This is a genomic window from Nesterenkonia haasae (genome assembly GCF_010119385.1).
In the GTDB taxonomy this organism is placed as follows: domain Bacteria; phylum Actinomycetota; class Actinomycetes; order Actinomycetales; family Micrococcaceae; genus Nesterenkonia; species Nesterenkonia haasae.
Window position 1 is genome coordinate 134,797 of sequence record NZ_VFIE01000018.1, and the last position, 24,629, is coordinate 159,425.

General features: G+C 61.9%; 23 protein-coding genes. 13 read left to right on the forward strand and 10 right to left on the reverse strand.

Features of this window, described 5'->3' with window-relative positions; translation table 11 throughout:
• Window positions 1-40: 40 nt before the first annotated feature.
• Window positions 41-1,831 (forward strand): tetratricopeptide repeat protein, encoded by a 1,791-nt coding sequence (locus FH975_RS03995; protein WP_162320176.1) that lies wholly within the window; start codon window positions 41-43, stop codon window positions 1,829-1,831.
• Here the strand turns inward: FH975_RS03995 and FH975_RS04000 are convergent.
• Both FH975_RS04000 and FH975_RS04005 read right to left on the reverse strand, forming a co-directional pair.
• Window positions 1,785-3,050: a phosphotransferase gene (locus FH975_RS04000; protein ID WP_162320177.1), complete on the reverse strand. Its 1,266-nt coding sequence runs from the start codon at window positions 3,048-3,050 to the stop codon at window positions 1,785-1,787. The genes FH975_RS03995 and FH975_RS04000 overlap by 47 nt on opposite strands.
• A 23-nt stretch (window positions 3,051-3,073) precedes the next feature.
• Window positions 3,074-4,129 (reverse strand): hypothetical protein, encoded by a 1,056-nt coding sequence (locus FH975_RS04005; protein ID WP_162320178.1) that lies wholly within the window; start codon window positions 4,127-4,129, stop codon window positions 3,074-3,076.
• Between the two features lie 153 nt (window positions 4,130-4,282).
• On the opposite strand from FH975_RS04005, the gene FH975_RS04010 reads away from it, so the two are divergent.
• From FH975_RS04010 to FH975_RS04035, 6 genes are read left to right on the forward strand one after another with little or no spacing between them, the layout of a single operon-like run.
• The gene (locus tag FH975_RS04010) at window positions 4,283-5,731 is read left to right on the forward strand and encodes an NAD(P)H-quinone dehydrogenase (protein ID WP_235928435.1); all 1,449 of its coding nucleotides are present in this window, start codon (window positions 4,283-4,285) and stop codon (window positions 5,729-5,731) included.
• A 25-nt stretch (window positions 5,732-5,756) separates the two neighbouring features.
• Window positions 5,757-7,430, forward strand: coding sequence for a DUF885 domain-containing protein (locus FH975_RS04015; protein WP_162320179.1), 1,674 nt, complete (start codon window positions 5,757-5,759; stop codon window positions 7,428-7,430).
• 45 nt (window positions 7,431-7,475) lie between these two features.
• Window positions 7,476-8,315: a purine-nucleoside phosphorylase gene (locus FH975_RS04020; RefSeq protein ID WP_162320180.1), complete on the forward strand. Its 840-nt coding sequence runs from the start codon at window positions 7,476-7,478 to the stop codon at window positions 8,313-8,315.
• A 2-nt stretch (window positions 8,316-8,317) separates the two neighbouring features.
• Window positions 8,318-10,135: a phospho-sugar mutase gene (locus tag FH975_RS04025; protein ID WP_162320181.1), complete on the forward strand. Its 1,818-nt coding sequence runs from the start codon at window positions 8,318-8,320 to the stop codon at window positions 10,133-10,135.
• A 4-nt stretch (window positions 10,136-10,139) separates the two neighbouring features.
• A complete protein-coding gene (gene deoC / locus FH975_RS04030) occupies window positions 10,140-10,835 on the forward strand; it encodes a deoxyribose-phosphate aldolase (RefSeq protein WP_162320182.1) in 696 nt (231 codons plus the stop codon).
• A 44-nt stretch (window positions 10,836-10,879) separates the two neighbouring features.
• Window positions 10,880-11,212: a hypothetical protein gene (locus FH975_RS04035; RefSeq protein WP_162320183.1), complete on the forward strand. Its 333-nt coding sequence runs from the start codon at window positions 10,880-10,882 to the stop codon at window positions 11,210-11,212.
• Between the two features lie 9 nt (window positions 11,213-11,221).
• On the opposite strand, the gene mfd is transcribed toward FH975_RS04035, so the two are convergent.
• Window positions 11,222-14,830 (reverse strand): transcription-repair coupling factor, encoded by a 3,609-nt coding sequence (gene mfd, locus FH975_RS04040; protein ID WP_162320184.1) that lies wholly within the window; start codon window positions 14,828-14,830, stop codon window positions 11,222-11,224.
• A 15-nt stretch (window positions 14,831-14,845) separates the two neighbouring features.
• On the opposite strand from mfd, the gene FH975_RS04045 reads away from it, so the two are divergent.
• The 3 genes from FH975_RS04045 to FH975_RS04055 are packed head-to-tail and all read left to right on the forward strand — an operon-like array spanning window position 14,846 to window position 17,230.
• Complete coding sequence (locus FH975_RS04045; RefSeq protein WP_235928437.1) at window positions 14,846-15,634, forward strand: maleylpyruvate isomerase family mycothiol-dependent enzyme; 789 nt, start codon at window positions 14,846-14,848, stop codon at window positions 15,632-15,634.
• 15 nt (window positions 15,635-15,649) lie between these two features.
• A complete protein-coding gene (locus FH975_RS04050; RefSeq protein WP_162320186.1) occupies window positions 15,650-16,132 on the forward strand; it encodes a GNAT family N-acetyltransferase in 483 nt (160 codons plus the stop codon).
• Between the two features lie 54 nt (window positions 16,133-16,186).
• On the forward strand, window positions 16,187-17,230 hold the full coding sequence (locus FH975_RS04055; protein ID WP_235928439.1) for an NAD(P)H-dependent flavin oxidoreductase: 1,044 nt from the start codon (window positions 16,187-16,189) through the stop codon (window positions 17,228-17,230).
• A gap of 17 nt (window positions 17,231-17,247) precedes the next feature.
• On the opposite strand, the gene FH975_RS04060 is transcribed toward FH975_RS04055, so the two are convergent.
• Window positions 17,248-17,553, reverse strand: a complete 306-nt coding sequence (locus tag FH975_RS04060; RefSeq protein WP_162320187.1) for an MTH1187 family thiamine-binding protein — start codon at window positions 17,551-17,553, stop codon at window positions 17,248-17,250.
• A gap of 79 nt (window positions 17,554-17,632) precedes the next feature.
• On the opposite strand from FH975_RS04060, the gene FH975_RS04065 reads away from it, so the two are divergent.
• Both FH975_RS04065 and FH975_RS04070 read left to right on the forward strand, forming a co-directional pair.
• Entirely contained in the window at window positions 17,633-18,361 is a 729-nt protein-coding gene (locus FH975_RS04065) for a PIG-L deacetylase family protein (protein ID WP_162320188.1), read from the forward strand.
• 63 nt (window positions 18,362-18,424) lie between these two features.
• On the forward strand, window positions 18,425-18,784 hold the full coding sequence (locus FH975_RS04070) for a helix-turn-helix domain-containing protein (protein WP_162320189.1): 360 nt from the start codon (window positions 18,425-18,427) through the stop codon (window positions 18,782-18,784).
• Here the strand turns inward: FH975_RS04070 and FH975_RS04075 are convergent.
• The 4 genes from FH975_RS04075 to FH975_RS04090 all read right to left on the reverse strand — a co-directional run bounded on the left by FH975_RS04075 (window position 18,781) and on the right by FH975_RS04090 (window position 22,588).
• Window positions 18,781-19,395 (reverse strand): ClpP family protease, encoded by a 615-nt coding sequence (locus FH975_RS04075; RefSeq protein ID WP_162320190.1) that lies wholly within the window; start codon window positions 19,393-19,395, stop codon window positions 18,781-18,783. The two genes, FH975_RS04070 and FH975_RS04075, sit on opposite strands and share 4 nt — an antisense overlap.
• Window positions 19,392-20,045 (reverse strand): ClpP family protease, encoded by a 654-nt coding sequence (locus FH975_RS04080; RefSeq protein WP_162320191.1) that lies wholly within the window; start codon window positions 20,043-20,045, stop codon window positions 19,392-19,394. Before FH975_RS04080 ends, FH975_RS04075 begins: the two co-directional genes overlap by 4 nt.
• A gap of 113 nt (window positions 20,046-20,158) precedes the next feature.
• Window positions 20,159-21,424 carry a serpin family protein gene (locus FH975_RS04085; RefSeq protein ID WP_162320192.1) on the reverse strand — a complete coding sequence of 422 codons (1,266 nt, stop codon included), beginning with the start codon at window positions 21,422-21,424 and terminating at the stop codon, window positions 20,159-20,161.
• 24 nt (window positions 21,425-21,448) lie between these two features.
• Window positions 21,449-22,588 carry a calcium/sodium antiporter gene (locus tag FH975_RS04090; protein ID WP_162320193.1) on the reverse strand — a complete coding sequence of 380 codons (1,140 nt, stop codon included), beginning with the start codon at window positions 22,586-22,588 and terminating at the stop codon, window positions 21,449-21,451.
• A gap of 120 nt (window positions 22,589-22,708) precedes the next feature.
• On the opposite strand from FH975_RS04090, the gene FH975_RS04095 reads away from it, so the two are divergent.
• Entirely contained in the window at window positions 22,709-23,212 is a 504-nt protein-coding gene (locus FH975_RS04095; RefSeq protein ID WP_162320194.1) for a DUF2505 domain-containing protein, read from the forward strand.
• A 106-nt stretch (window positions 23,213-23,318) separates the two neighbouring features.
• Here FH975_RS04095 and pth read toward each other — a convergent pair whose 3' ends face one another.
• Complete coding sequence (gene pth / locus FH975_RS04100; RefSeq protein WP_162320195.1) at window positions 23,319-23,897, reverse strand: aminoacyl-tRNA hydrolase; 579 nt, start codon at window positions 23,895-23,897, stop codon at window positions 23,319-23,321.
• Between the two features lie 32 nt (window positions 23,898-23,929).
• On the reverse strand, window positions 23,930-24,568 hold the full coding sequence (locus FH975_RS04105; protein ID WP_162320196.1) for a 50S ribosomal protein L25/general stress protein Ctc: 639 nt from the start codon (window positions 24,566-24,568) through the stop codon (window positions 23,930-23,932).
• Window positions 24,569-24,629 lie beyond the last annotated feature (61 nt).

A 24,629-nucleotide genomic window follows, 5' to 3' on the forward strand; every position in this document is an offset into this window, starting at 1 on the left:
CATTCTACGTGGAGGGTGCGACGGGTTTATCCTGGGAAAGATGAGAGGCGAATCTGTTGACCTGCCTGTCGAGATTCCCGGCTCGGCTCCGCTGACCACGCGCCTGCACTCTTTACTGCAGCACCCGACATCGGTGCATGAGGAGGCGCAGACGGCCCGCGGTTGGGTAGATCTGGCTTATGAAGCGGCCTACGGGGAACGCTACGCCGCGGCCGCTGAAGCTGCCGAACGTGGATTGAATGCGCCCGGGGCGACTGACCCGGAGAACAGACTGATGTTGCTGCGGATCCTGTCCGGGGTGCATGAGATGCGCGGTGAGTCGGCGCTCTCCGCGCCCTTCCTCAATGAGCGGATCGAACTGTTGCGCCAACTTGGACGCACTCGTCAGGCCGAGGTCGAGGCCCAACTCGGTACCATGCTGCTCCGTGAGCCCGATCGTGTCGAAGCTGAAATTCTCCGGCGCATGGCAGAGGAACTTGACGATGGAACCGGCCCTAGCGTGCACCGTGCCGATGTGCTCTCCTCGTTGGCGGTGCGCAGCCTCCACGATGAAGGGCCCGAAGCGGCACTGAACCTCATCTCCGAAGCCTGCGAGATCCTCGAGACTCTCGATCGGCCCCAAGCTCTGGCAGGGGCGCGCATGTTCTTGGCTCATGCCCAGCTGCTCTCCGATGACCCAGAGGCAGCGCTGGCCACCGCGGACCAGGTCCTCTCCGCGCCCGCCAATCGCGCTGTGCGGGGCGCCATGGCCATGCTCCGCGCCACGGTGCACCATCAGGCAGAGCGGCCCACTGAGGCCGTCGCGGACGCTATGACCTCAGTGGAGCTCTACTCAGCCTGCGGGGTTCGGAAGGGCGCAGCTTCAGCTGCGGCACTCCTGGCAGGGATTTCTTCCAGTCTCAATGAGGCTGAGACAGCTGTGCTGGCTTGGCGGGTAGCGGTCCAGCAGGCTGAACTCGGTGAATTCTCTGAGTCCCGAATGCTCTCACTGGCCCTGGGGCAGCAGCTCCTGGACATGGACGACTACGCCGAGGCGGAGAAAGTCCTCGAAGCCCTCTCCCTGCGTCTCACCGGAGGCGAAAGCGACTTTTCAACAAGAGGTCGAGCCCTGATGGGGCTTGGCCACGCAGTCACCCAGCAGAAGCGGCCGCTGGAAGCCATGTCTCACTGGGAGGAAGCCGCAGCTCAGTTCATCTCCGCCGAGGAGGTTGACGAGGCTGCTCGGGCACACCTCGCTGCTGGTGCCCTTGCCGCCTCACTGGACCGCGTGGAGGCCGCACGAAAACACTATGAGCAGGGTCTTGCACTCGCCGATCAGGGCGAGGACACCGACCCTCTGATGCTGCTGCAGGCCCTGCACTCACTGGGGCATCTATTGTGCCGCCATGAAGAGGAATCGGGTTTGATCTATCTCGATCGCGCTATGTCCATCGTCGATGAACATGGCACGGATTGGCAACGCGCCGATATTACCGACACCCGAGCAAGATCCCTGACAGCACTGGGACGCGGAAATGAAGCTGTGGCTGCGGCCCTCGAAGCGGCAGATATGTTCGCCGATTCAGGAGACGAGGAGGCTGCAGCCGATGCGGAGATATTCGCTGCGACTGTGCTGATGCAAATGAAGCAGTCTCAGGAGGCAGAAACGCTGTTCCGCATGGCCGCAGAGTCCCGCGAGATCTCTGACGCCCTGCTGGCAACCTCGTTGGAGGGGCGGGCTGAGGCGCTCACAGCTCTGGGAAGACACGACGAGGCCGCAGGTCTGACGGCCGATCTCGAGGCTCTCAAAGCACAGCTGGCCAATGAGGAAGATCTCCCGCAGTCGGAGTGAGGCCCAAGAGCACCTCGGCGCAGCGCAGCCTGTGCTCGGCCTTGGACTCCCACCCATTGCCGCGCACATCCCGTGCGCCTGAAACCAAGGACAGAGCTACTGAGGCCGCACGAATTCTGAGGCTCTCTGAGTCCACATCGGCGGCGAATGCTCGCGCGAAACGGTCGAAGGCCGTAGGGGCATGGATGTAGCGGGAGTCTACAGCTGGCAGCACCGCCAGGTGTCCGAGAAAGCACGCGAGGTCATCCACCCGGTACCCCGGACCGAGCGAGTCCACATCAAGCAGGCAGGATATCTGCGACCCGTTCATCAGTAGGTTGGCCTCATAGAAATCTCCGTGGGTCGGCACCACCGGACCGCGGTCAGTGACGGGGACACCCGCCAAGACCTCCTCTTCCAACCGACGTATTCTGCGTTCACACTGCGGCAGCGCGGAAACGGCCGCTGAGGCGTACGCCGGCAGCCGGTCGGTCCAGGCATCGCGTGCCGGTAGACCCATCACCTCGGCCGGCATCGCGTCCAGAAGCTCGATGAAGTCCGCTGGACGAACCACGGCGGCACCGTCGGCGAGAAACAACTCAGCCAGCGAAACTCCGCTGCCCTGTTCGAGGGCCATCACATCCCGGATTGGTTCGCAGATCGGGACGGGGGCTGGTACCTGGGCATCCAACAGCATCCGGTGTCGATGTGCCAGGTCCTCGGCATGTCCTTCGCGAAGAACTTTGAGGTAGACACGGCGGCCGTCGGCGAAGTCAGCTGCGATCACTGCACGGCGGAGGGGTCGGTAACTGATGGTCTCCAGCGCGGTGAGTTCAGCACCTCCTCCCCACGTGGACACAACTCTCTCGGGATCGGTGGCGAGCTGGAGCCCGGGCAGCGATGGATCCATGGGATGCTGCCACAGCACCAACTGTCCCTGCTCTGATTCTGTGCGCAGGACCCCATCCACGTGATCATTGATGCGCTCTGTGGTGACCCCGACATAAATGTCCTCATGAGCGGTGATCCGGTATATCCCGGTTGCCCCAGCGCCTGGGCGGTGCTGGACTGCCTCCATGGTCACCTCCGCAGCGGGAAGACCTTCACCCAGGAACGCGTCCGTAATGAGGGGGTGGACGGCCTCAGACTGGAGATAGGCGAGCTGGTGAATCTCCCCCTCATCCCGCTTCTGTCCAGGATCTGCCCGCGACTCTGCGGACGAGTAGTTCAGCGACGACATGGAGTGAGAGTACCGGAGGATGGCTAGGCGCGTCGGCGCTGCAGGACCTGGTCCAGGTTGATGGACTCCTGAGGACCTGAGCTTGGGGCCGGTTTCTCCGGGCTGGCCGCCGGCTGTTTGAGCTTCACATCACTGGAGCGCACCGGGTCCTGCTCCTCCAGAGGTTCCGGAGCAGGCCGTTCTGCCTTGGCCGCCACCATGTAGTGAGCGGCCGGAACTGTGCGCACGTCCCAGCTCTCACCTGAGGTGGAGGCCGGGTGCCCGACACTAGGCGTCTGATTGAAAATCGGAGTCGGTGAATCCGGCTGGCTGAAGAGCCGGTCCGCGCTGTCAGGGAGCCCATCGGCGTCGAAAGTCACGAGTGAGTCAGGGCCACCATTGCCTGCCGGATCTGCGCTGAGCGCGTCGAAAGGTCCACTGCGGCGGCCGTCGGCGGCAACCGCGGTTGAGGGCTGCTCCTGGGCATCTGTCTCTTCTGCAGCGGCGGGGGTATGGGGCTGCTGCCGCACCTGCGGATGAGGGTTCATAGCCTCACGCATGGCTCGTTCCACGCGGTCTCTGCGCTGAGCACGACGCCTCCGCGCGGCCGTGACCTGCAAACTCACCAGAGCAGCCAGCAGGACTGTTGCGGAGACTCCGGGAACGGTCCAGGTCATGGCAGTGACGAAGGGAACAGCCAGCGCACTCCCGATGCCGATGAGGAGTGCCACCAGGCCGACTGCGGCCAGGATAGTACGGCCCCAGTGGATGCGGAAAGGCTGGGCTCCTGGGCTGCTCGCCTGCGTGTTCGGTCGTCCGGATTCCTTGGCGTCGATACTGCTCATCTGTGTCCCTCTGTTGTCACGTCCAGCGCTCCGCAGCCGGCCGCTGCGGTACGCACGCCTGCGCGCAGCCCTGGCCTGACGCGTCGTCATACCCCGGTGCTGCTGTTCAGACTGCTTCGGTAGCCGTTGAGCTCTCAGTATCAGCGCCGCCAGGAAGAGCCCGGCGACCAGAGGAATGAGCACTGATGAGTGAATGGGCAGGCTGGGGATCATCTCAATAATCCCTGCCATCTGCGGCCAGAGGCCCAATGTCATGGAGGTGTCCACCTGCTTTGGGGTCTCATCAGTACAGCTCTGGAGCGACGGGGGTGTCGCTGATCTCCCAAGAGTATCGAAGGGATCACCATACCGACGACATATACACGAACCGCTGTGACAGTATGCCTGTCCGTCGGCAAGAATGGGGTCATGACTCCTGCAAAACCAATGAAGCACTTCGCCCCTGACCGCGTGGCAATCATCGGCGGCGGCCCCGGCGGATACGAGGCGGCCATGGTGGCCGCCGACGCTGGGGTGGAAGTGACTATCGTGGAGGACAAGGGTATGGGCGGCTCAGCAGTCCTCACCGACGTCGTGCCCTCCAAAACGCTCATTGCCACAGCTGACGCCATGCGCCGCGTCAATGCGTCTACTGCATTCGGTGTCCGTTTCGGCGAAAGCGGTGAAGACAAATATGAAACCTCCGCCTGGGCGGACTTCGGCAGGGTCAACGAACGGCTACTTAAACTTGCAAAGCAGCAGTCTCGCGACATTCACCGGTCTCTGGAGGCGGTGGGGGTCCGGATAATTTCTGGCCGTGGCCGCCTAGTGCCGCCGCACAACGTAGAGGTCACCGGTCCTGACGGTGAAACCCAGCTCGTGGAGTCCGACGCCGTCATCATTGCCACCGGGGCCCATCCCCGGGAGTTGGACACCGCGAAGCCTGATGGCGAGCGCATTCTGAATTGGACCCACGCCTATAACCTCACCGAAGTTCCTGATCACATGATCGTCGTCGGGTCCGGGGTCACTGGTGCTGAGTTCGCTTCGGCGTACCGCAGGCTCGGCGCAGAGGTCACGCTCGTCTCCTCGCGGGACCAGGTGCTGCCCGGGGAGGACACAGACGCCGCCGCCGTTCTGGAAGACGCCTTCACCCGAGTCGGTGTCAAGGTTGCCGCCCGGGCGCGGGCCAATTCTGCTGAGCGAACAGCCAACGGAGTCAGCGTCACGCTCAACGACGGCCGTGTGCTGGAGGGGTCACACTGCCTCATGGCGGTCGGCGGGCTCCCCAACACCGCCGGGCTTGGGCTGGAGGAATGCGGGGTGGACACCACGGAATCAGGGCATATCCGAGTCGACACCGTCTCCCGCACCACAGCGACGAACATTTACGCGGCCGGGGATTGCACCGGTCTGCTCCCACTGGCCTCTGTCGCAGCTATGCAGGGCAGGATAGCGGTAGCCCATATGCAAGGCGGGGCTGTGAAGCCGCTGCAGCTGCACCGAGTGGCCTCGAATGTGTTCACCTCACCGGAACTCGCGACCGTGGGAGTCACCCAGGCTCAGGTGGACTCCGGCAAGTACCAGGCCGATGTGGTCAAACTGGACCTGGCCACGAACCCGCGGGCAAAAATGATGAACATCCGCGACGGTTTCGTTAAGATATTCGCCCGCCAGGGCTCCGGGACGGTCATCGGCGCGGTGGTCGTGGCCCCGCGCGCCTCCGAACTGATCTACCCTCTCGCTCTCGCCGTGACCCACAAGCTCCACGTGGATGATGTTGCATCCACGTTTACGGTGTATCCCTCCCTGACCGGTTCGATTGCTGAGGCCGCGAGACGGCTTCACCTGCATGTGCTCGACCCTGCCGAGGAGTGAGCATCGCCGGGTTAAGCTTGGCCCCATGACTGAGTCTCGCCAGCCCACATCCGTCGACGCATTTGCTGAGCAGTACTACGCGAAGACTCTGAAGCTCTCGCCGGAAGAAGCGACGTACCTCGGCATGCCCGGCAGGGAGACTGAGTACGGTGACTACTCCCCTGCAGGTAAGCAGCAGAAAGCAGAACTCGACGCCGCCACACTGCGTGAGTTGGACGAACTGGTGCCCGTCGATCACACCGATGAAGTCACGCTGCACGCAATGCGAGAGCGCCTCACGTTGTTCAGAGCGCTGGATGAAACCGGGCGAGAAGATCTCAACAACATTGCTACTGCCGCCCACGGGGCCCGCCAGATCCTGGACCTGATGCCCCAATCCACTGATGAGGACTTTGCCAACATCGCGGGCCGGTTGAAGAATCTGCCCGGTGCCCTCGCCGGTTATTGGGAATCGCTCAGCGCCGCTCGACGCTCAGGGAACGTCTCAGCCGTACGGCAGGTGCAGGCGGCCGCAGGACAATTCGCCTCCTACGCCGCCGAAGGCGGTGCATTGGAGCAACTGGTCACAGTCGCGCAGGCTGCAGGAGTCAGCGAAAGCGTGGTTGATGACGTTCGCCGTGGCGTCAGCGGAGCCTGCCAGGCGTACCTTGATCTGTCGCTGAAACTCACAGAACATCTGCTGCCCCATGCACCTGCAGTCGACGCTGTGGGGACTGACTACTACCGGCTTGTTTCGCAGAGCTTCACCGGCACCGCGCTGGACTTGGAAGAGACTTATCAGTGGGGACTTGAGGAGTTGCGGCGCCTGGTCGCTGCCCAAGAGGCCCTCGCCGAAAAGATCGTCCCCGGAGCTTCCGTCACGGCGGCCAAAGAGAAGCTCAACGTCGATCCCGCCCGAACGCTGCATGGTACTGAGGAACTGCAGAGATGGATGCAGCGACTGTCCGATCAGGCCATCACCGACCTCAAAGATACGCACTTCGATATACCCTCCCCCATTGATCTGCTGGAGTGTCGGATCGCACCAACTACGGACGGCGGCGTCTACTACACAGGACCTTCTGAGGATTTCACCCGCCCGGGCCGCATGTGGTGGTCTGTGCCGCCTGAGGATACGGAGTTCACCACCTGGGCAGAGACCACCACGGTCTATCACGAAGGAGTCCCCGGTCACCACCTGCAGATCGCGACTGCTGTGCTCATCAAGGACCGCCTCAACTCGTGGCGGCGCAACGGCTGCTTCACCTCCGGCTACGCCGAAGGGTGGGCGCTGTATGCCGAGGATCTTATGGCTGAGCTGGGATACCTGGAGGACCCCGGTGACAGGATGGGAATGTTGGATATGCAGAGGATGCGGGCTGCTCGAGTGGTGTTCGACATCGGCGTGCACTGTGGTTTCCGCGCGCCGGCCGAATGGGGCTCCCAGGTGTGGAACCCCGTCAACGGCAGGGCGTTCCTCCAAGAACACCTACCAATCTCCGAGGCACAGCTGGAGTTCGAGCTGACCCGGTACCTGGGTTGGCCCGGTCAGGCGCCGAGCTACAAGGTAGGTCAGCGGGTCTTCCAGCAGATCCGTGCCAACCGGGAGCGGGCCTCCCACCAGGCCGGAGAGAACTTCGATCTCCGCGCGTTCCACACCGAACTGCTCCACCTAGGCGCCCTAGGCCTAGACACGTTGCGCTGGGCCATGCAGAAGTAGTCCATCTCAGAAACAGCACCGGTGTCCCACGGTAGATTGGAGACTATGAGCAGCGACGACCACACCAATGACCCCACCAGTCTGCCGAACCAGCAGGCGGAGAGCGCAGCCAGAACCCTGCTGCAAGCCGCTGGAACTGATCGAATCGACCTTGCCTGCACACTCGGCTCCGGCTGGAGCGAGGCCGCAGGGCATCTGGGCGAACTGGTCACAGAAATCGACGCCCAGGATGTCCCCGGGTTCCGCACCTCGTGGGTTCCCGGGCACTCAGGATCACTGAAAATCATCAGGACACCCAACGGCAAGCATGTGTTGGTGATCGGAGCCAGGACGCACTATTACGAAGGTCACGGTGTCGATGCCGTGGCACACGGGGTGCGCACAGCGGCTGCGGCTGGGGCCGGCGTCGTCGTGCTCACCAACGGGTGCGGAGGGCTGAACCCCCAGTGGAACCCGGGCACCCCGGTGATGATTCGCGACCACCTGAACCTCACCGGAAACTCACCTCTGCGCGGTGCTCACTTCGTGGACCTGACAGACCTCTACTCCCCGCGTATCCGAGCAATAGCCCAGCAGATTGACCCCGCACTCGAAGAAGGGGTCTACGCCCAACTGCCTGGTCCGCACTATGAGACTCCAGCGGAAATCCGCTATCTGAAGACCATCGGGGCGGATCTTGTAGGAATGTCGACGGCCTTGGAAGCTATCGCGGCCCGCGCAGCCGGCATGGAGGTCTTCGGCATCTCCTTGGTCACCAACCTGGCCGCAGGTATCTCGACTCAGCCGCTGAGCCATGAGGAAGTCATCGAATCGGGGCAGGCGGCCGCACCACGCATTGCTGCTTTGTTGGCCGGGATTGTCGACAAGACGTTGGAGGAAGGCTGATCATGACGGAGCTGCGCAGCGATACGTTGCTGACGACTGTTGGGCGTTGGATCGAACTCGACCCTGACCCAGGCACGCGCGCCGAACTCACCGAACTGCTCGAGGACGCCCAGGGCGGCGGTCAGGTAGCCTACGACTCGCTGGAACGGCTGTTCGCCGGTCGCCTCGCATTCGGCACCGCTGGACTCCGAGCTGAGCTTGGGCCAGGTCCGCTGCGCATGAACCGTCTGGTGGTCCGTCAGACGGCTGTGGGTCTGCTGAAGTACGCCAATGAGAAGCTTCCTTCAGCTCGCCGGATCGTCATCGGGTTTGATGCGCGCTACCAGTCCGATGAGTTCGCTTTTGACACCGCAGAGATCTTCCGTGACGCAGGATGGGACGTCCACCTGTTCGATCAGCCGGGGCCCACTCCCCTGTTGGCTCGGCAAGTACTGGTACAGGACGCAGACGTGGGGGTGATGGTCACCGCTAGCCACAACCCGCCACGTGACAACGGCTACAAGGTCTATCTGGGCGGTGGGCTCTCCCGGCACCTCGAACCCGATGGGCTCGGCGTGGGCGCACAGATCGTCTCTCCGGTGGATCAGGAGATTGCGCAGACCATCGAAACTGTCGTGGGAGAGGATTTCGCCCCCCATGCGGCGGCACCAGCCGCTCTGCCCGCCACTGAGGTGACCCGCCCGACTGGTGTGAACTCCATTGGAGAGCACGCCAGGCACAGCTATCAGCGTGAGGCGCTGGAGCTGCTGGATCCGGAGAACTACCCCCACCGAGACATCACCATTGTCTACACAGCTATGCACGGAGTCGGTGGCCAAGCTGTCACCGATCTGCTGGAGGCTGGCGGGTTCGCTGAGGTTGTCGCCGTCAAAGAGCAGTTCGAGCCTGATGCTGCATTCCCCACCGCGGACTTCCCCAACCCGGAAGAGGACGGCGCACTCGACCTGGCGCTGAAAGCTGCTCGCGACCACGATGCAGACCTGGTGCTGGCCAATGATCCCGACGCCGACAGGTTGTCCGCGGCGGTCTACGATGCGACCACCCAGTCGTGGAGGCAACTCTCCGGAGATGAGATCGGAGCCCTCCTGGGTCGGCACATTCTGGAACGCGGCCCGCTGCGGGACGGTTGGCAGACCAGGGACGGTGATGACCAGCCGGTCATCGGCAACTCTGTGGTGTCCTCCAGACTTCTGGGCAAGCTCGCAGAGTCCCGCGGTCTGGGGCATGAAGAGACTCTCACAGGTTTCAAATGGCTGGCCCGGGTTCCGAACATCATCTTCGGCTATGAGGAAGCCATCGGATTCGACGTGGACCCGGTTCATGTCCGGGACAAGGACGGAGTCTCGGCTGCGTTGATCTTCAGTGAGCTTATGGCTGACCTCAAGGCCAAGGGCACCAGCGCCATTGAGGCGCTCGATGAGATCGCCGCCGAAGCCGGAGTCCATGCCACCGGGCAGGTGACCATTCGGGTGGACGATCTGTCCCAACTCGGTGAGGTCACTGCTGCGCTGCGCAAAGCGCCGCCTGCGGAAATCGCCGGGGATGCTGTGGTCGATTCACTGGACCTGCAGTCAGTGCCGCTGCCCGGCAAAGAGTTCACATCTGCAAAGTCCACCGATGCGCTGATCTACCTGACAGCTGCCGGCCATCGAGTGATTGTTCGACCCTCCGGCACGGAGCCGAAGGTGAAATGCTATTTGGAGGCCGTGTCGGCTCCCGAGTCAGAGGATTCAAGCGCTGTTTCCGCTGCTCGCACTGAGGCCGAGACGCACCTGACACGTATGCGCAGCTCCATGCAAGAGATCCTGGGAAAGGACTGACCCTGTGAGTGCTACTCCAACACCAGGCAGCTTGGCCGGCATCATCGACCACACTGTACTGAAACCCGATACGGATGAGGCCACCGTGCGCCGGGTGATCGCCGAAGCGATCGAGAACAAGTTTGCCGCGGTCTGCATCAATCCCAAGTGGGTGGCTCTGACAGCTCAAGGGCTGGTCGGCACCGCGGTGAAGACCTGCACGGTGGTGGGGTTCCCGCTGGGGGCGACGACCACAGCGCAGAAGGTCTTCGAAACTCAGGAGGCGGTGGCCGCTGGGGCCGAAGAAATCGACATGGTCGTGGACATCGCAGATGCCAACGCTGGGGCCGACGACGCCGTAGTCGCCCAGATTGCCGCGATTGCGGCGGCTGCCCACGCGGGAGGAGCTCTGCTCAAAGTGATCCTCGAGACTGCCTTGCTGACAGACGAGGCCAAGGTTCTGGTCTGCCGCGCGGCTGAGGCCGCAGGGGCCGAGTTCGTGAAGACCTCCACCGGTTTCGCCGGCGGTGGCGCGACGGTCGAGGACATCGCCCTGATGCACCGTGAAGTCGGAGGGCGGCTCGGCATTAAGGCCTCCGGCGGTGTGCGAACCTATCACGACGCCGTGGCTGTAGTCCGAGCTGGGGCAACACGGATCGGGGCCAGCTCGTCTCTTGATATTGTGGGAGCAGAAAATTCCAGCACCGGTGACGGCTATTAGTAGCGACATCGCCGGTGGACACCACTGCACAGTAGAGGGATCGCATGATTGACGCTCGCGGCCAGGTCAAGGCCTACTCCGGACAGGGACACTTCCTCGGCAACCTGGTTGCCTTCCTCTTCGTGTTCGGCCTTCTGCTGGGTTCGATGGTGGCACTCAATTTCTGGGACCTCGATGCAGCATGGTGGCCTGGGCTGGCCTTCCTGGCGCTGTACACCGGGGCTTTCCTGATCGCTAAGGAAGTGATCGGAGTCTCCGACACCCTGGAAACGCAGGACCTCCATGGTGAGCACGGTGAACCGCTCGACGCCATGGCTTCCAGGGAGGCCGAGTCGGCTGCTCCTCGGGGAGAACGCCAGCCTTCTGATCAGCGCTGAACCGTCTCCTTATGCAGTAGGTGCGAACAAGGCGTCGTAGACCTGATTCAGCCACTCCAGCAGGGCGCCGTCGGTAAGGTCCTCGCCTCCGATCCGCTTGGTGGTGGGCTTGGTGAGCAGAACCTGTTGCATCGACGCCTTGTGCTGACCTGTGAACATCCGCTCCATCCGCAGCTGCCGTGACTCCGGCAGTTCTGCCACTGGCGCGAACCGAATGAACTTACCCTGTGCTCCAACATCAGTGATGCCCACAGCGCGGACCCGGTTGCGGAAGCGGGTGACCTCCACGAGGTTCAGCGCCGCCGCCGGCAGCTCTCCGTAGCGATCCGTCCACTCGGCCACCACCTCTTGGACTTTGTCCTCCGTGTCCGCCGCCGCCAGCTTCCGGTAACCTTCTAGCCGGAGGGGCTCCGAGGGAACATAGACCCCCGGTAGGTGAGCGTTGATGGGCAGCTCAATCTTGACCTCTTCCGGGTGAGTGTCCTCTTCGCCGCGGAAATCGGCCACTGCCTCTCCGACCATGCGCAGATAGAGGTCGAACCCAACACCTTCTATGTGTCCGGACTGTTCTCCTCCCAAAAGGTTTCCGGCACCGCGAAGCTGGAGGTCCTTCTTGGCCAGTTGGAAGCCGGCGCCCAGCTCATTATGTGCCGCGACTGCTTTGAGCCGTTCCAAAGCGTCCTCACCCAGCGGCTTCTCAGCGGGGTACAGGAAGTAGGCGTAGGCACGCTCCCGGGAACGGCCGACTCGTCCGCGCAGCTGGTGCAACTGGCTGAGCCCGAATGCGCTAGCTCGGTCGACGATTAACGTATTGGCATTGGAGATGTCCAAACCGGTTTCGATGATGGTGGTGGAGACCAGTACATCGAATCGCCGTTCCCAGAAGTCCTGAACGATCTGCTCCAGTTGAGTCTCACCCATCTGCCCATGGGCGACCTCCACCCTGGCCTCGGGCACCAACTCGCGGATGCGTGCGGCCACACGGTCAATATCGGCGACCCGGTTGTGCACGAAGAAGACCTGACCTTCGCGCATAAGTTCACGGCGGATGGCAGCCGAAACCTGCTTATCAGTGTAGGGCCCCACGTAGGTCAGTACAGGGTGACGTTCCTCAGGTGGGGTGTTCAGTTCCGAGGTCTCGCGGATACCCGCCAGGGACATCTCCAGTGTGCGGGGGATGGGAGTTGCGGTCATGGCAAGCACATCGACATTGGTACGCATCTTCTTCAGCTGCTCTTTGTGCTCGACACCGAACCGCTGTTCTTCATCAACGACAACCAGTCCGAGGTCCTTGAACTGGACATCCTTGCTCAGCAGGCGGTGGGTACCGATGACCACATCGATGGTCCCCTCCTGCAGCCCAAGCATGACTTCTTTGGACTCTTTGGGACTCTGGAAGCGGGAAAGTGCGCGGACCCGGACTGGGAACCCTGCATAGCGTTCGGTGAACGTCTCATAGTGCTGGGAGACGAGCAGCGTGGTGGGCACAAGCACTGCTACCTGTTTGCCGTCCTGCACAGCCTTGAAGGCAGCGCGTATGGCGATCTCCGTCTTACCGAACCCCACATCCCCAGAAATCAGCCGGTCCATGGGGACCTCAGCTTCCATATCTGCCTTGACCTGGTCCATAGCAGAGAGCTGATCTGGGGTTTCGACGTAGGGGAAGGCGTCTTCCAACTCAGCCTGCCAAGGTGTGTCAGAAGCGTATGAATGACCCCGCGAAGCCATCCGGGCCGCATAGAGCCTGATGAGCTCGGCAGCGATTTCCTTAACCGCCTTGCGTGCCTTTCGTTTGGTAGCTGACCAATCGGAGCCGCCCATCTTGGACAACTTCGGCTCGTCTCCGCCCACATACTGAGAAACCTGGTCCAGCTGGTCGGTGGGGACCATAAGCCTGTCTTTGGGAGCGCCGCGCTTTGATGCGGCGTAGTCCAGCACCATGTACTCGCGCATACCGGCGGTCCCGGCGCGGATCGACTGGGGAGATCCCACGGGCCGCTGGATGAGCTCGACGAACTGACCGATCCCGTGCTGTTCGTGGACCACGAAGTCACCCTTGGCAAGAGAGAGCGGGTCCACCGGGTTTTTCTTCCGGCGGGTCGCTCGGCCCTTCCCCGCTCGGGAGTCTTGGCGGATTGCCCGGCCGAGCATTTCTGACTCCGTCAGCAGCGCCAACTGCAGTGAGTCCAGTGCAAAACCTTCGGAGACGTTCGCGGTGGTGACGGTGATCTGACCTGGCTGGGGCGCGGCGTCGAGCGTTCCGGAGAGCTGGTGCGGCACGTCATGCTCGGTAAGCAGCTCCGCGACACGCTGGGCAGATCCGGACCCGGCGGTTGTGACGACTACTGACCATTTGTCCTTGGCCCGGGTGGCCAAAAACTCCATCACCTGCTCCACGGAGCCGCGGTAGCCGATGGGTTCCCGCGAGTCGAGGGAGACGATATCAGCGTCCTGCTCGAGCTCCGAGTCCAACCCCAGAGAGGTGATCGACCACCAACCGACACCAAACTCCAGTGACGTTTCTCGGGTTTCGGTCAGGGAGGCGAAGGCCCCCGTGTCCAGGGATGATTGTTCCCGAGCAGTAATGTCGATCGGTGCTGAGGCACCATCGGAGCTGGCTTGCCAGGCGGCAGCCATGAACTCCTCATTCGTCGCAGCTAAGTCGTGGGCGCGGGTACGCACCTTCTCAGGCTCCACCACTACGGCCAGCGATCCCTCAGGGAGCTCTGCAACCAACGGCACCATCGAGTCGACCAGCACCGGGGTCAATGACTCCATGCCTTCGACCGCCTGGTGTTGGCTGATCTTCTCCAGCATGTCGACAGCATGCGGCATGGAGCTCATCAGACTCTTAGCCCGAGCTGCAATGTCCTCGCTGATCAGCAATTCCCGGCAGGGCACCGCGTGCACCACACCTGGAGGATCATCGGATTCGATAGACAGCTGGTCAGCGACCGAGAAGTGACGCAACTGTTCGACTTCATCCCCGAAGAACTCCACGCGTACCGGGTGGGTCTCATTAGGTGGGAAGATGTCCAGGATGCCGCCACGGACGGCGAACTCACCGCGGCGCGTCACCATGTCCACCCGGTTGTACGCGGCACCGGAGAGCCGCGCGACCACATCATCGAACTGGTAGAACTCACCCTTGTTCAGAGTGACTGGCTGGAGATCCCCCAAGCCCGCGACGATGGGCTGGATGACGGCCCTGATGGGCGCGATCACCACATCCAAGTGCCCCGCCTGCTCAGGATGTGCAAGCTGCCGAAGGATGCCCAGACGCCGCCCTACTGTGTCAGACCGTGGGGAGAGCCGCTCATGAGGCAGGGTTTCCCAGGAGGGGAAGTGCGCGACTTCGGCATCCGGAGCGAAGCAACTCAGCGCTGATTGGAGTTCTTCTGCCTCACGGTCGGTGGCAGTGATGGTGAGCACCACGGCGTCGTGGTGGTTCTTGCGCAAACCGGCGGCAACCTCAGCAATCAGGGCAGGTCGCAACCCCGAGGTCGCGGCGATCTGCAGCTCATCGGTGCGCTCGGCAGCAGGATGGGCGGCCGCTGAGACCACACGCGCGTAGGACGAGGATGCCGCCAGCGCATCTCGTAGACCTTTCAGTGACACGTCAAATACCTCACCATGTTCAGCCTCAGGGAAAAAGACCTCCCTCACATTACCGGTAATGCGCAGCGCGTGGAGTTGTATGCTCGTGATGTGATCTGTCCCACCGGAAGACCTTGGATTGATGAGTTGGCAGCTGCGACCGAACAGTTCGCGGCTGTGCTCGTCTCTGCTGAACGGAACAGCGCCGTCCTCGCCTCTCCGGTGCAGGCCTGCCCCGGATGGGATCTTCGGGACCTCGCTGTGCACTTGGGGAGAACTCACCGCTGGACAGTTGGCATCCTGGAGGGCGCCGACCCCAGGCAGCGGCCACAGAACCAGCCGGAGCCGGAGCACCTGCTCTCCGAGTGGTACGCCGCAGAAGCTGAAACACTGCGGAAGGAGCTGGCGTTAGCAGGTCCCGATGCTGCCTGCTGGACGTTGGTTGAGGACCAGCGGACAGCACTGTTCTGGCAGCGCCGACAGGTGCACGAAACGCTGATACACCTCTGGGATGCGCGCCATGCCCTGGGACAGAGGCTTCAGATGGATCCCGCACTATCTTTCGACGGTGTGGCGGAGGTCCGCGATGTGATGTACCCGCGGATGGTGAGAGCTGAAAGGGTGGCGCCCCTGCAGAAGAATCTGGCCTTCTCGGCAACCGATCTCGACGCCGAACCGATCGTCATCGGCGACGCTGAGCAGACCGTTGAAGTCCACGGCCCGGCTCCAGAGCTCCTGCTGCTGGTGTGGCACCGTGTCCCATGGAGACCCACTTACGGTGACCACGATGCCGCGGAACTGATTACACAGTCTCTGGTGCCGTAAGCGAGGGTGATACCGATGACATTTCTGGACACTTTGATGGTCGCCGATGCCGAGTATTCGGTGACTCGTGCCGTAGCTGACGATGTTCCGCAGCTGGTGGCGCTGCTCAGGGACGACCCCCTCGGAGCGCAACGTGAAACAGCCTCAGCAGAGCAATATCTTGAGGCCTTCCACCAGGTCGATGCTGACCCGCAGCAATATCTGCTGGTCCTGCGGAATGCGCAGGATGACATCGTCGGCACTGCCCAAGTGACGTTCATTCCATACCTCGTCCGAGGCGGAACGATGAGGCTGCACATCGAAGCGGTGCGACTGGCAGCGCGGGAGCGAGGCCGCGGTTTAGGCTCGGCCTTCTTCGACTGGATTCATCAGTTCGGCCGCGACCGCGGTGCACGGCTGGCGCAGCTCACCTCCGACAACGACCGGGCGGATGCTCTTCGATTCTATGAGAATCTCGGATACACCCCCAGTCACGTGGGGTACAAGCGAACACTCTGAGGCAGTGACCGCACGGAGTCATAACCTGCAGAGCTCCACAGTAGGATGCCGATCATGAGTGAACAGATGCGCGCCACCGGCCTGGCCGCGGAACTCGGCGCACAGACTCCTATTATCGCTGCGCCCATGGCAGGCGGACCCACCACCCCAGAGCTGGTGGTCTCCACCTGGTCAGCCGGCGGTATCGGGTTCCTGGCCGGCGGTTACGTCTCTGCAGCAAAGTTGGCGGAACAGATCGATCAGGTCCGGGCAGCAGCGCCCCTGTTCGGCGTAAACCTCTTTGTGCCGAATCCTGTCCTCGTGGACCCCAGTGAGTATCTGCGCTACCGACTTCGGCTGGAGACCTGGGCTCGACACTATCGTGTGGAGTTGCCCGAAAATCCTCAGGAGGACGACGATGCCTGGCAGGAGAAACTGCAGCTGCTGATCCAGCAGCCAGTCCCCGTGGTGAGCATGACATTCGGGCTGCCGGAAAGCCACGCCATCACAAGTCTGCAGAGAGTGGGCTCACGGGTCCTGCAGACCGTCACCAGCAGCACAGAGGCAGCGCTAGCTCAGGAAGCCGGTGTGGACGGCCTGATTGTGCAGTCGAATCAGGCCGGGGGTCATTCAGGGACTTGGTCACCACATCAACCCTTGGGTAAGACGACGACGCCGCAGCTGGTTCGCAGAATTCGCGCCGAATCCACATTGCCCATATGGGCTGCAGGCGGAATCGCAACGCCCGCTGCGGCACAGGACGCCATCGCCGCGGGTGCTGAAGCTGTTCTGGTGGGAACTGTACTGTTACGGTCCCCAGAGAGCGGAGCGATTACCGCGCATAAGAGCGCTTTAGCTGACGCAGATCATTCTGGCACCGTGCTGACTCGGGCGTTCTCGGGAAGACCGGCGCGTGCGCTGCGCAATGAGTTCACGGAAGAGTTCACCGCGTCCGCCCCCTCAGGGTTTCCAGCAGTGCACTATCTCACTCATCCCTTGCGGAAAGCCGCCGCTGCCCAAGAGGACAGCCGCGCTGTGAATCTGTGGGCCGGCACCGGGTTCGCCGAGGCCTCGACTGATCCTGCGGCAGACATCATCCGCCGCATTGCGGGGCACTAAGCTCCTGCGGCCTGGGTTTAGGTCCCGCCGAGCTGGGATTTGACCCGCTGCACCTTCTCCGTGAGCTGATCTGTGTGGCCAGGCCTGATATCGGCTTTCACCACGAGGCTCACCCGAGGGCTGGTCGCAACCACGGTCTCGGTCGCACGTTTGATGACGTCGAAGACCTCATCCCACTCCCCCTCCACAATGGTGAACATGGAGTTGAGCTCATAGGGCAGTCCCGATTCTTTGACCACTTTGACGGCTTCCGAAACGGCTCTGGTGAGCGAGGCGTCGTCGTGCTCAGTGGTGGTGGGCGCAACGGAGAAAGCAACCAACATGGCTTCAGGCTACGCCTGCTCACCCCGCGCTGTGAACCCCTCACGAGACAACGCTTCGACGGCACCCTATGCTGAAACCATGAGCCTCTTACCTCTCTTCGATGACAGCGCGATCACCAGAGTGCTTTGCGTGGTAGCTCATCCTGATGACATGGAGTACGGCGGTTCAGCCGCAGTTGCCCGGTGGACCGCGATGGGCGTAGAAGTCTCCTACCTTCTCCTCACAGCCGGCGAGGCAGGGATGCGCAGTGTCGAACCTCACCGGGCCGCTGCGCTGCGAATCGAAGAGCAGCGCGAAGCCTGTTCGGAAGTGGGAGTCAGCGACCTCACTGTGCTCGACCTTCCCGACGGCATGCTGCAACCTGACCTGCCCACCCGGAAACACATCGCACGCCACATCCGCAGGTTCCGACCCGAGGTTGTCTTGACTCAACCATGGGATGTGTACGTCGAGTGGGGGCTCAACCACGCCGATCACCGCGCCGCCGGAATCGCCACAATGGATGCGATTCGCGATGCCGACAACCCTTGGGTCTTTCGCGACCTGCGTGAGGACGAAGGTTTGGAGCCCTGGGGCGCGCGATGGCTGTTGGTGCCCAATGGGGAGCCCGATCATGCTATTAACGTCTCCGGTGACCCAGTGGAGAAGGCGATCCGCTCCCTACAGGCTCACCAGGCCTACCTGTCGGAATTGGGAGACCACCCCGACCCGCGCGAAATGATCGAAGGGATGACCCGTCAGGCTGCGCAGCTGACTGATGACTCAGCGATCACCCACGCCCTGGGTGTAGCCGCCTACCGGATGTGATGGCTCTCTGCTCAAGGCAGAAGTTGTGGCCGCCGGAACGGGACTCTCTGTATCGTGGCGGCCATGGATGAGCTCGCCCAGTACCGGCAATCACGCAGGGAGCAGCACCTTACCCCGCAACCACTGTGGAGAGAAGTCTTGGGGGCCCGCCTGCGCCGGCTGCGGAAGCGCCGGGGGCTCACTCTCACAGAGCTGGGCGCGAGGGCTGGCGTCTCCCCGCAATACCTCTCCGAGGTGGAACGGGGACGCAAAGAAGCCTCCTCCGAAATGATTGCGGCGATCTCCGGGGCGCTCGGGCTCACCCTGATAGATCTCACCTCGCATGTGGCTGACGAACTACAGCGAAGCGCGTCGTCTACACATGTTGACCAGCTGTTGCAGCCGGATTCCAACAGCTGGGCTCAGCTTGCCCTGGTGGCCTAACTCGTCGTGCTGAACACTCCGGTTCTCCCCTTGAGCACCTCATCGGCCAGACCGTAGTCAACAGCGTTCCGGGCAGTAAATACCCGGTCCCTGGCGGTGTCTTCGCGCAGAGTCGTCACGCTCTGTCCTGTGTGCCAACTAAGTACCTGTTCGATCTCCCCGCGAACCCTGACCAGCTCATCGGCGTGCAGAATGAGGTCTGGGATCGAGGCCCGCCCACTGTTCATGGCCGGCTGGTGCAGCACGATCCGGGTATGCGGCAGCACTGTCCGACGTCCAGCCTCTCCACCGGCGAGCAGAACTGCTCCCGCGGCGAATGCCTGTCCTACGCACGTGGTGGCAACCGGCGCGGCGATGTACTGCATCGTGTCGTAGATCGCCATCATTGCTGAGGGGTCACCTCCTTCACAGTTGATGTAGAGATTCACCTGGCTCTCCGCCGACTCGGCCTCCAGGTGCAGCAGTTGGGCGATGACCACATTGGCCACCCCGGAGTCGATGGCCGTGCCCAGGTAGATGATCCGCTGCGACAGCAGCTGCGAATAGACGTCCATGACGCGTTCGCCTCGGATATCTCTGGTGATGACGTTGGGAATCGTATAGCTGCTCACCACTGGTCTCCTTTGCCGGACGACGTCGTCTTCTCCGTTGCTGTTGTCAGACCCACTGCGTGCCGCGGCATTTTGGGTGAGATATCGGCGAAACTCGATACGATGTGATCGATGAAGCCGTACTGCTGAGCTTGCTCAGCGGTGAACCACCGGTCGCGCAGTGAGTCTTCAAAAACCCGGTCTATGGGCTGGCCGGTGTCTGCGGCGACGATGCTGAGCACCGTATTGCGCATGTCCCGAAGTTCCTCCGCCGCCAGCTCCACATCTGCCGCTGTGCCTCCAATGCCCGCCGATCCCTGGTGGAGCAGCACTTTGGCATGCGGCAGCGCGAAGCGCCGTCCGCGAGTGCCGCCAGAGAGGAGGAACTGTCCTGCGCTCGCTGCCATACCCAGTGCCAGCGTGGAAACCTGGTTGGGGATGGTGCGGATGACATCGCGTATGGCAAGCATGGCCGGAACAGAACCGCCGGGTGAGTTGATCCACAGCCAGATGCCCTGGGTCGGAGTGTCAGCGGCCATAGTGAGCAGTTTGCTCATCAGCCAGGAGGCATTGTGATCCTCCAGAGCTGCGTCCAGCATCAGTACTCGCCGGTGGGCTAACTCTTCGTGGGTGTGGGCGGTCATATACCTGCCCATATTCTCTTCGCTCATAGGGTCCACTGTTGTCTGTGGACAGGGCAAACGCTTACTTTCTCTGCCCTAGGCAGTGCTGCTGACGGCAGTGCTGCTCTGGGCAGCGGTGGTGCGGTTCACCGCGCCGAGAGTTAATCCTCAGTGGGATCAAAGATGGCAGCCATGAACAGCGGCCAGTTGGTTTCCTCATGCACGATTCTGAGGGCGAACGGCCGGTCGACTGTCATCTCCACAGCCTCCGGTGGGTCCACAGGTGCCGACGTAACGCCAGCGATCTCCGTGACTGCGGCAGCCACTGTCCCTTCCTCATCAACGGTGAGCACCGCTTGGTGGGCCAGCTGATCGATTTCCACCGCAGGGTCGATCAGCGACAGGTCGTTGCCCGCCACCGTCTCTGGCCCGCCCAAATCCTGCAATAGGGCGACGAGATCTTCACCAGTTTGCAGATCAACAGCAGGCAGTGCCAGCTCGACCATGGTGCGCTCCTGACTTGCAAAAGCGGCGTCCACCGCAGCCCAGTCCTGATCGGTAAAGTCCGTAGGAGCCGATCCCTCCGGCGGCAGTACTACATCCATGGCAAATGCCTCGGCATAGGGCAACCGAATGACCTGGGTGTCGTCGTACTCCATGTACTCGGCTTCGAGAGTCTGCTGCATAGTCTCCGCCTCGACAGTGTCCCCATCGATGGTGGTGAACTCCCTTTCGGCGGTATCGGCGGGATCGAACTGCGTCTGCCACCGTGCTGCCATGAGAATCGCGTTCTGCAGGACGAAGATCAGGTCTGCGTTAGGCGTCTCCACAGCAGACTCCTCTATCAACCCGCCAGTGTGCTCATTCACCCACTCATCCAAGAGCCGCTGCGAATCCGCTGCCCCGAAGTCGGTGGTCACAACCCCAGCGTCGAAGGAGGCAGCGAGCACATCGATAAATTCACCATCCGGCGAAGTCGAGTCGGCCAGTACCAACTGGTTCGCAAGATGAAGGACAGGCGTCTCCGGAAGCTCGTCCGCCTGCACGAGCGCTGGGTCCCCGTCGTACTCCAGAACTGCCGCCTGCAGGGCGCTGAACGCGGCAGTTCGCTCCGCCCCAGCAGCACCTAACAATCCGTCCAGCTCCTCAGCGGCTGGACCTTGGGCGCCTTCAGCGAGCATGGCCAAGCCCAGAAGAATCGAGGCCGGGGAAACCACCGTATTCTGGCTCTGGGCCAGCTCAGACAGAGACTCGGCGCCGAACCGAGTAGTGGCATTGACCACGTCAGTGAGCGCCTCAGCCTCACTGAGTGAAGCTGGTTCGTACGTGACTGTCGAACGAGGGTCCTCGCCACCACCGCAAGATGTCAGTGTGAGAAGTCCTATGAGGCTGAGACCGCAGACCTGACCAAGACAATCCAGACGCATACACCGATGGTACGTGGTGGGGGCCTAGGCGGCTGGTTTCGCTCTTCTGCGCAGGTGTATGCCGAGCTCGTAAACCGCCAGAGTACTCACCCAGAGGACTGTCAACGGCACCACGAACCACAGCATCGCGGCGCTGAACGGGCCCAGCGCCTCATGATCGGCGGCAGCCAGCACAAGATACGCCACATAGGCCAGGTACATGCCTGCCAATACAAATCCCTCCCAGCGGGCGATCGCCTGACCGGTGAACGCCAAAGGCAGCAGTACCAGCGCAACGGCGAGCATGACTGGCAGGTCGAAATACACAGCAGCCTGGTCCACATCGATTCCGGTGGGCGAGACGATGCTGGTCAGTCCCAGCACTGCGCCGATGTTGAAGATGTTGGAGCCTACGAGGTTGCCCACGGCCATATCGCGTTCGCCCCGCACTGCGGCAATGACGGATGTGGCAAGTTCTGGCAGAGATGTGCCTATGGCCACAACGGTCAAGCCGATGATCAGATCGCTGACCCCCAGTGCGGCTGCGATGCTGGTTGCTGAACTGACAAGAAATTGAGCACCGATCACCAGCATGACCACACCCACAGCTATCAGGATGGTGTCCACTGTGGTGGATCTCAGTGTGGTGGACCGCAACCGGGAGGTGAGTCGCCCGGCGCCTTGATCGAGGATGCCTTCAACTCCGAGCTGCGGGTCTTCCCCCTGTGCCACTCTCCGGCGGGCGTACCAGATGGTTCCCACGAGGTAGACCACGAGCAGGCTGAGCATCACGACCCCGTCAAGCAGGGAGAAACCGCCGTCGAGCGCCAGCAGCAGAGCTAAGACTGAGAACCCGATCATAATGGGGATATCTGCTTTGATGAGCTGGACTTTGACCAGCAGGGCGCCGAAGATCGCAGTCAGGCCCATCACGAAAAGGATGTTGGCGATATTCGACCCGACCACATTCCCCACAGCTAACCCGGGCGATCCGCTGAAGGCGGCGCCCATGCTGACCGCCAGCTCTGGGGTTGAGGTGGCGAACGCCACCACAGTCAGGCCAATGATCAGTGAGGACAGTCCGACCGTCTTCCCCAGGGATGCAGCACCGCGGACCAGCGCTTCACCTCCCAAGACGAGGAGGACAAAACCACTGATCAGCAAGATGATACTCAGGAAGGTCACCCGCCATATACTACTCAGTGCCCAGCACACGGGAACGCCGACGAGGACACGGTCTCAGTCTCAATGTGCCGTTAGGATGACAGAGCAATGTAGGCGCCCTCTCAATGCCAAGGAGCAACTGTGGCCATCGAAGCTGAAAAAGTGATCCCCCACTCGGTCGAGAACATCGTTCAGGCGTACACGACAGAAGAGTTCCACAAGCACCTGGCCTCCAAAGTCGGTTCGGAGCTCAAGAGCTTCGAAGTGACCAGATCTGAAGACGGCACTGTGGTGATCAGCTCAGTTCAGGCAATGGGCGCGGAGAAGCTGCCTGATATTGCACGCAAAGTCATAAAGGGCCCAGTCACGGTGAACATCACCGACACTTGGGGCGCCCCGGACGCCAGCGGATCACGCCGCTCGGACACCCTGGTCAACGTAGCTAACGCTCCGGTGAAGGCGATCGGCTCGCAGAACCTGCATTCGCGCAGTGAATCGGAGACTCTCGCGACGGTGCGGGGGGATGTGGATGTGAAGATCCCGCTGATAGGCAAAAAGCTGAAGGCTCAGGCCGAGCCCTATATGGCCAAGTTCATCGAGCTGCAGGCCAACGAGGTCAGTAAGTTCATCGACTCACAGGGATGATCGCGTCCTGCCGCATCCACTGCGGATGTCAGTGCGCTGTTGGAACTTAGGCTGCCCATAGGGTCCTGATATCCCAACAACTCGCTGATTTCCGACCAATCACAGGCTAGTGGAACTTGTTCTGCGCTGTGGGGAGGTCCTCAAGCAGGACGGACTCCACAGCGTCGGCAGCTCTTCCGACGATTTCAGGGAGCTCTTTCATCTCCCTGTCAGAGTAGTTCTGCAGCACATAGGCCGCTGTGTCCATACGTCCGGGAGGGCGACCGACACCTACCCGCACACGGATGTACTCCCGGTCTCCCCCGAGGTGCTGGGTGATGGACTTCAAGCCATTGTGCCCGCCCTCGGATCCACCACGTTTGAGTTTCAGCCGCCCGAAGTCCAGGTCAAGCTCGTCATGAACGACCACCAACTGATGCGCTGGCACAGAGAAGTAGTCCATCACTTTCCGAATGGGCTGGCCTGAAACATTCATATAGCCCTCCGAGATCGCGAAGACCACTTTGGGGCCGCCATCGCCTAGACGAGCACCTACGGCCTTCGCCCCGACCTTGGTCCGCGTATAGCGGGCACCCATCCGCTCCAGGAGCTCGTCGAGGACCACTTGACCAATATTGTGCCGAGTACCCTGGTAGCGGGTCCCAGGATTCCCAAGACCCGCTACCAGCCACGTGTTATCTGCCATAGAGACAGGCTAAGCCACAAAGGACGTGGGGATCACTCGGAGTCGTCACCCTCGGCCTCACCGGACTGTGCTTCTTCACCTTCAGCACCGTCTTCGCCCTCTGCTGCTTCGGCGTCCTCGTCCTCCAGCGGCTGCTCCTGCGGCTCGTAGATGGAGACGATCGGGGACTCGAGGTCTGTCAGCGCCAGTTCTGCGTCAGCAGGCAGGACAAGCGAGTCCGGCAGAGCGTTCTCATCGCGGTCGGTGATGTCGATGCTGACGGAGTCAGGCAGGTTCAGTGCATCGGCCTCGACAGGAACAGTGGGCTGGTCGAGCATGAACTCGAAGCCTTCGGCTGGTTCGCCCAGAACCTCCACCGGCACGTCCACGACGATCTTCTCGCCCTTACGCACGGCCAGCAGGTCCATGTGCACAATGAACGGCTTGATCGGGTCACGCTGGATATCTTTGGGCACCACCATCTGCTCGTCACCCTCAATGTCAAGAGTGATCAGAGCGTTGGGGTTACGCACCGCAAGTGCAGTCTGGTGGCCAGGAAGCACCACGTGACGTGGATCGTCACCGTGACCATAGATCACAGCGGGAATCTGATCGGCGCGACGGGCACGGCGGGCTGCGCCCTTACCGAACTCGGTGCGCACTTCAGCGGAAATGAGAATCTTGTCAGCCATTGGGAATCCTTCAACAGTTGTGGTCGTTTCGCCAGGCTGATGAGAAGGAGAGAGATCGGCG

Excerpts from the sequence above, each read along its gene's own strand:
- FH975_RS03995 (WP_162320176.1), top strand. The coding sequence starts at position 41 with ATGAGAGGCGAATCTGTTGACCTGCCTGTCGAGATTCCCGGCTCGGCT.
- FH975_RS04000 (WP_162320177.1), bottom strand. The coding sequence starts at position 3,050 with ATGTCGTCGCTGAACTACTCGTCCGCAGAGTCGCGGGCAGATCCTGGA.
- FH975_RS04005 (WP_162320178.1), bottom strand. The coding sequence starts at position 4,129 with ATGACATTGGGCCTCTGGCCGCAGATGGCAGGGATTATTGAGATGATC.
- FH975_RS04010 (WP_235928435.1), top strand. The coding sequence starts at position 4,283 with ATGACTCCTGCAAAACCAATGAAGCACTTCGCCCCTGACCGCGTGGCA.
- FH975_RS04015 (WP_162320179.1), top strand. The coding sequence starts at position 5,757 with ATGACTGAGTCTCGCCAGCCCACATCCGTCGACGCATTTGCTGAGCAG.
- FH975_RS04020 (WP_162320180.1), top strand. The coding sequence starts at position 7,476 with ATGAGCAGCGACGACCACACCAATGACCCCACCAGTCTGCCGAACCAG.
- FH975_RS04025 (WP_162320181.1), top strand. The coding sequence starts at position 8,318 with ATGACGGAGCTGCGCAGCGATACGTTGCTGACGACTGTTGGGCGTTGG.
- FH975_RS04035 (WP_162320183.1), top strand. The coding sequence starts at position 10,880 with ATGATTGACGCTCGCGGCCAGGTCAAGGCCTACTCCGGACAGGGACAC.
- FH975_RS04045 (WP_235928437.1), top strand. The coding sequence starts at position 14,846 with ATGTTCAGCCTCAGGGAAAAAGACCTCCCTCACATTACCGGTAATGCG.
- FH975_RS04050 (WP_162320186.1), top strand. The coding sequence starts at position 15,650 with ATGACATTTCTGGACACTTTGATGGTCGCCGATGCCGAGTATTCGGTG.
- FH975_RS04055 (WP_235928439.1), top strand. The coding sequence starts at position 16,187 with ATGAGTGAACAGATGCGCGCCACCGGCCTGGCCGCGGAACTCGGCGCA.
- FH975_RS04060 (WP_162320187.1), bottom strand. The coding sequence starts at position 17,553 with ATGTTGGTTGCTTTCTCCGTTGCGCCCACCACCACTGAGCACGACGAC.
- FH975_RS04065 (WP_162320188.1), top strand. The coding sequence starts at position 17,633 with ATGAGCCTCTTACCTCTCTTCGATGACAGCGCGATCACCAGAGTGCTT.
- FH975_RS04070 (WP_162320189.1), top strand. The coding sequence starts at position 18,425 with ATGGATGAGCTCGCCCAGTACCGGCAATCACGCAGGGAGCAGCACCTT.
- FH975_RS04080 (WP_162320191.1), bottom strand. The coding sequence starts at position 20,045 with ATGAGCGAAGAGAATATGGGCAGGTATATGACCGCCCACACCCACGAA.
- FH975_RS04085 (WP_162320192.1), bottom strand. The coding sequence starts at position 21,424 with ATGCGTCTGGATTGTCTTGGTCAGGTCTGCGGTCTCAGCCTCATAGGA.
- pth (WP_162320195.1), bottom strand. The coding sequence starts at position 23,897 with ATGGCAGATAACACGTGGCTGGTAGCGGGTCTTGGGAATCCTGGGACC.
- FH975_RS04105 (WP_162320196.1), bottom strand. The coding sequence starts at position 24,568 with ATGGCTGACAAGATTCTCATTTCCGCTGAAGTGCGCACCGAGTTCGGT.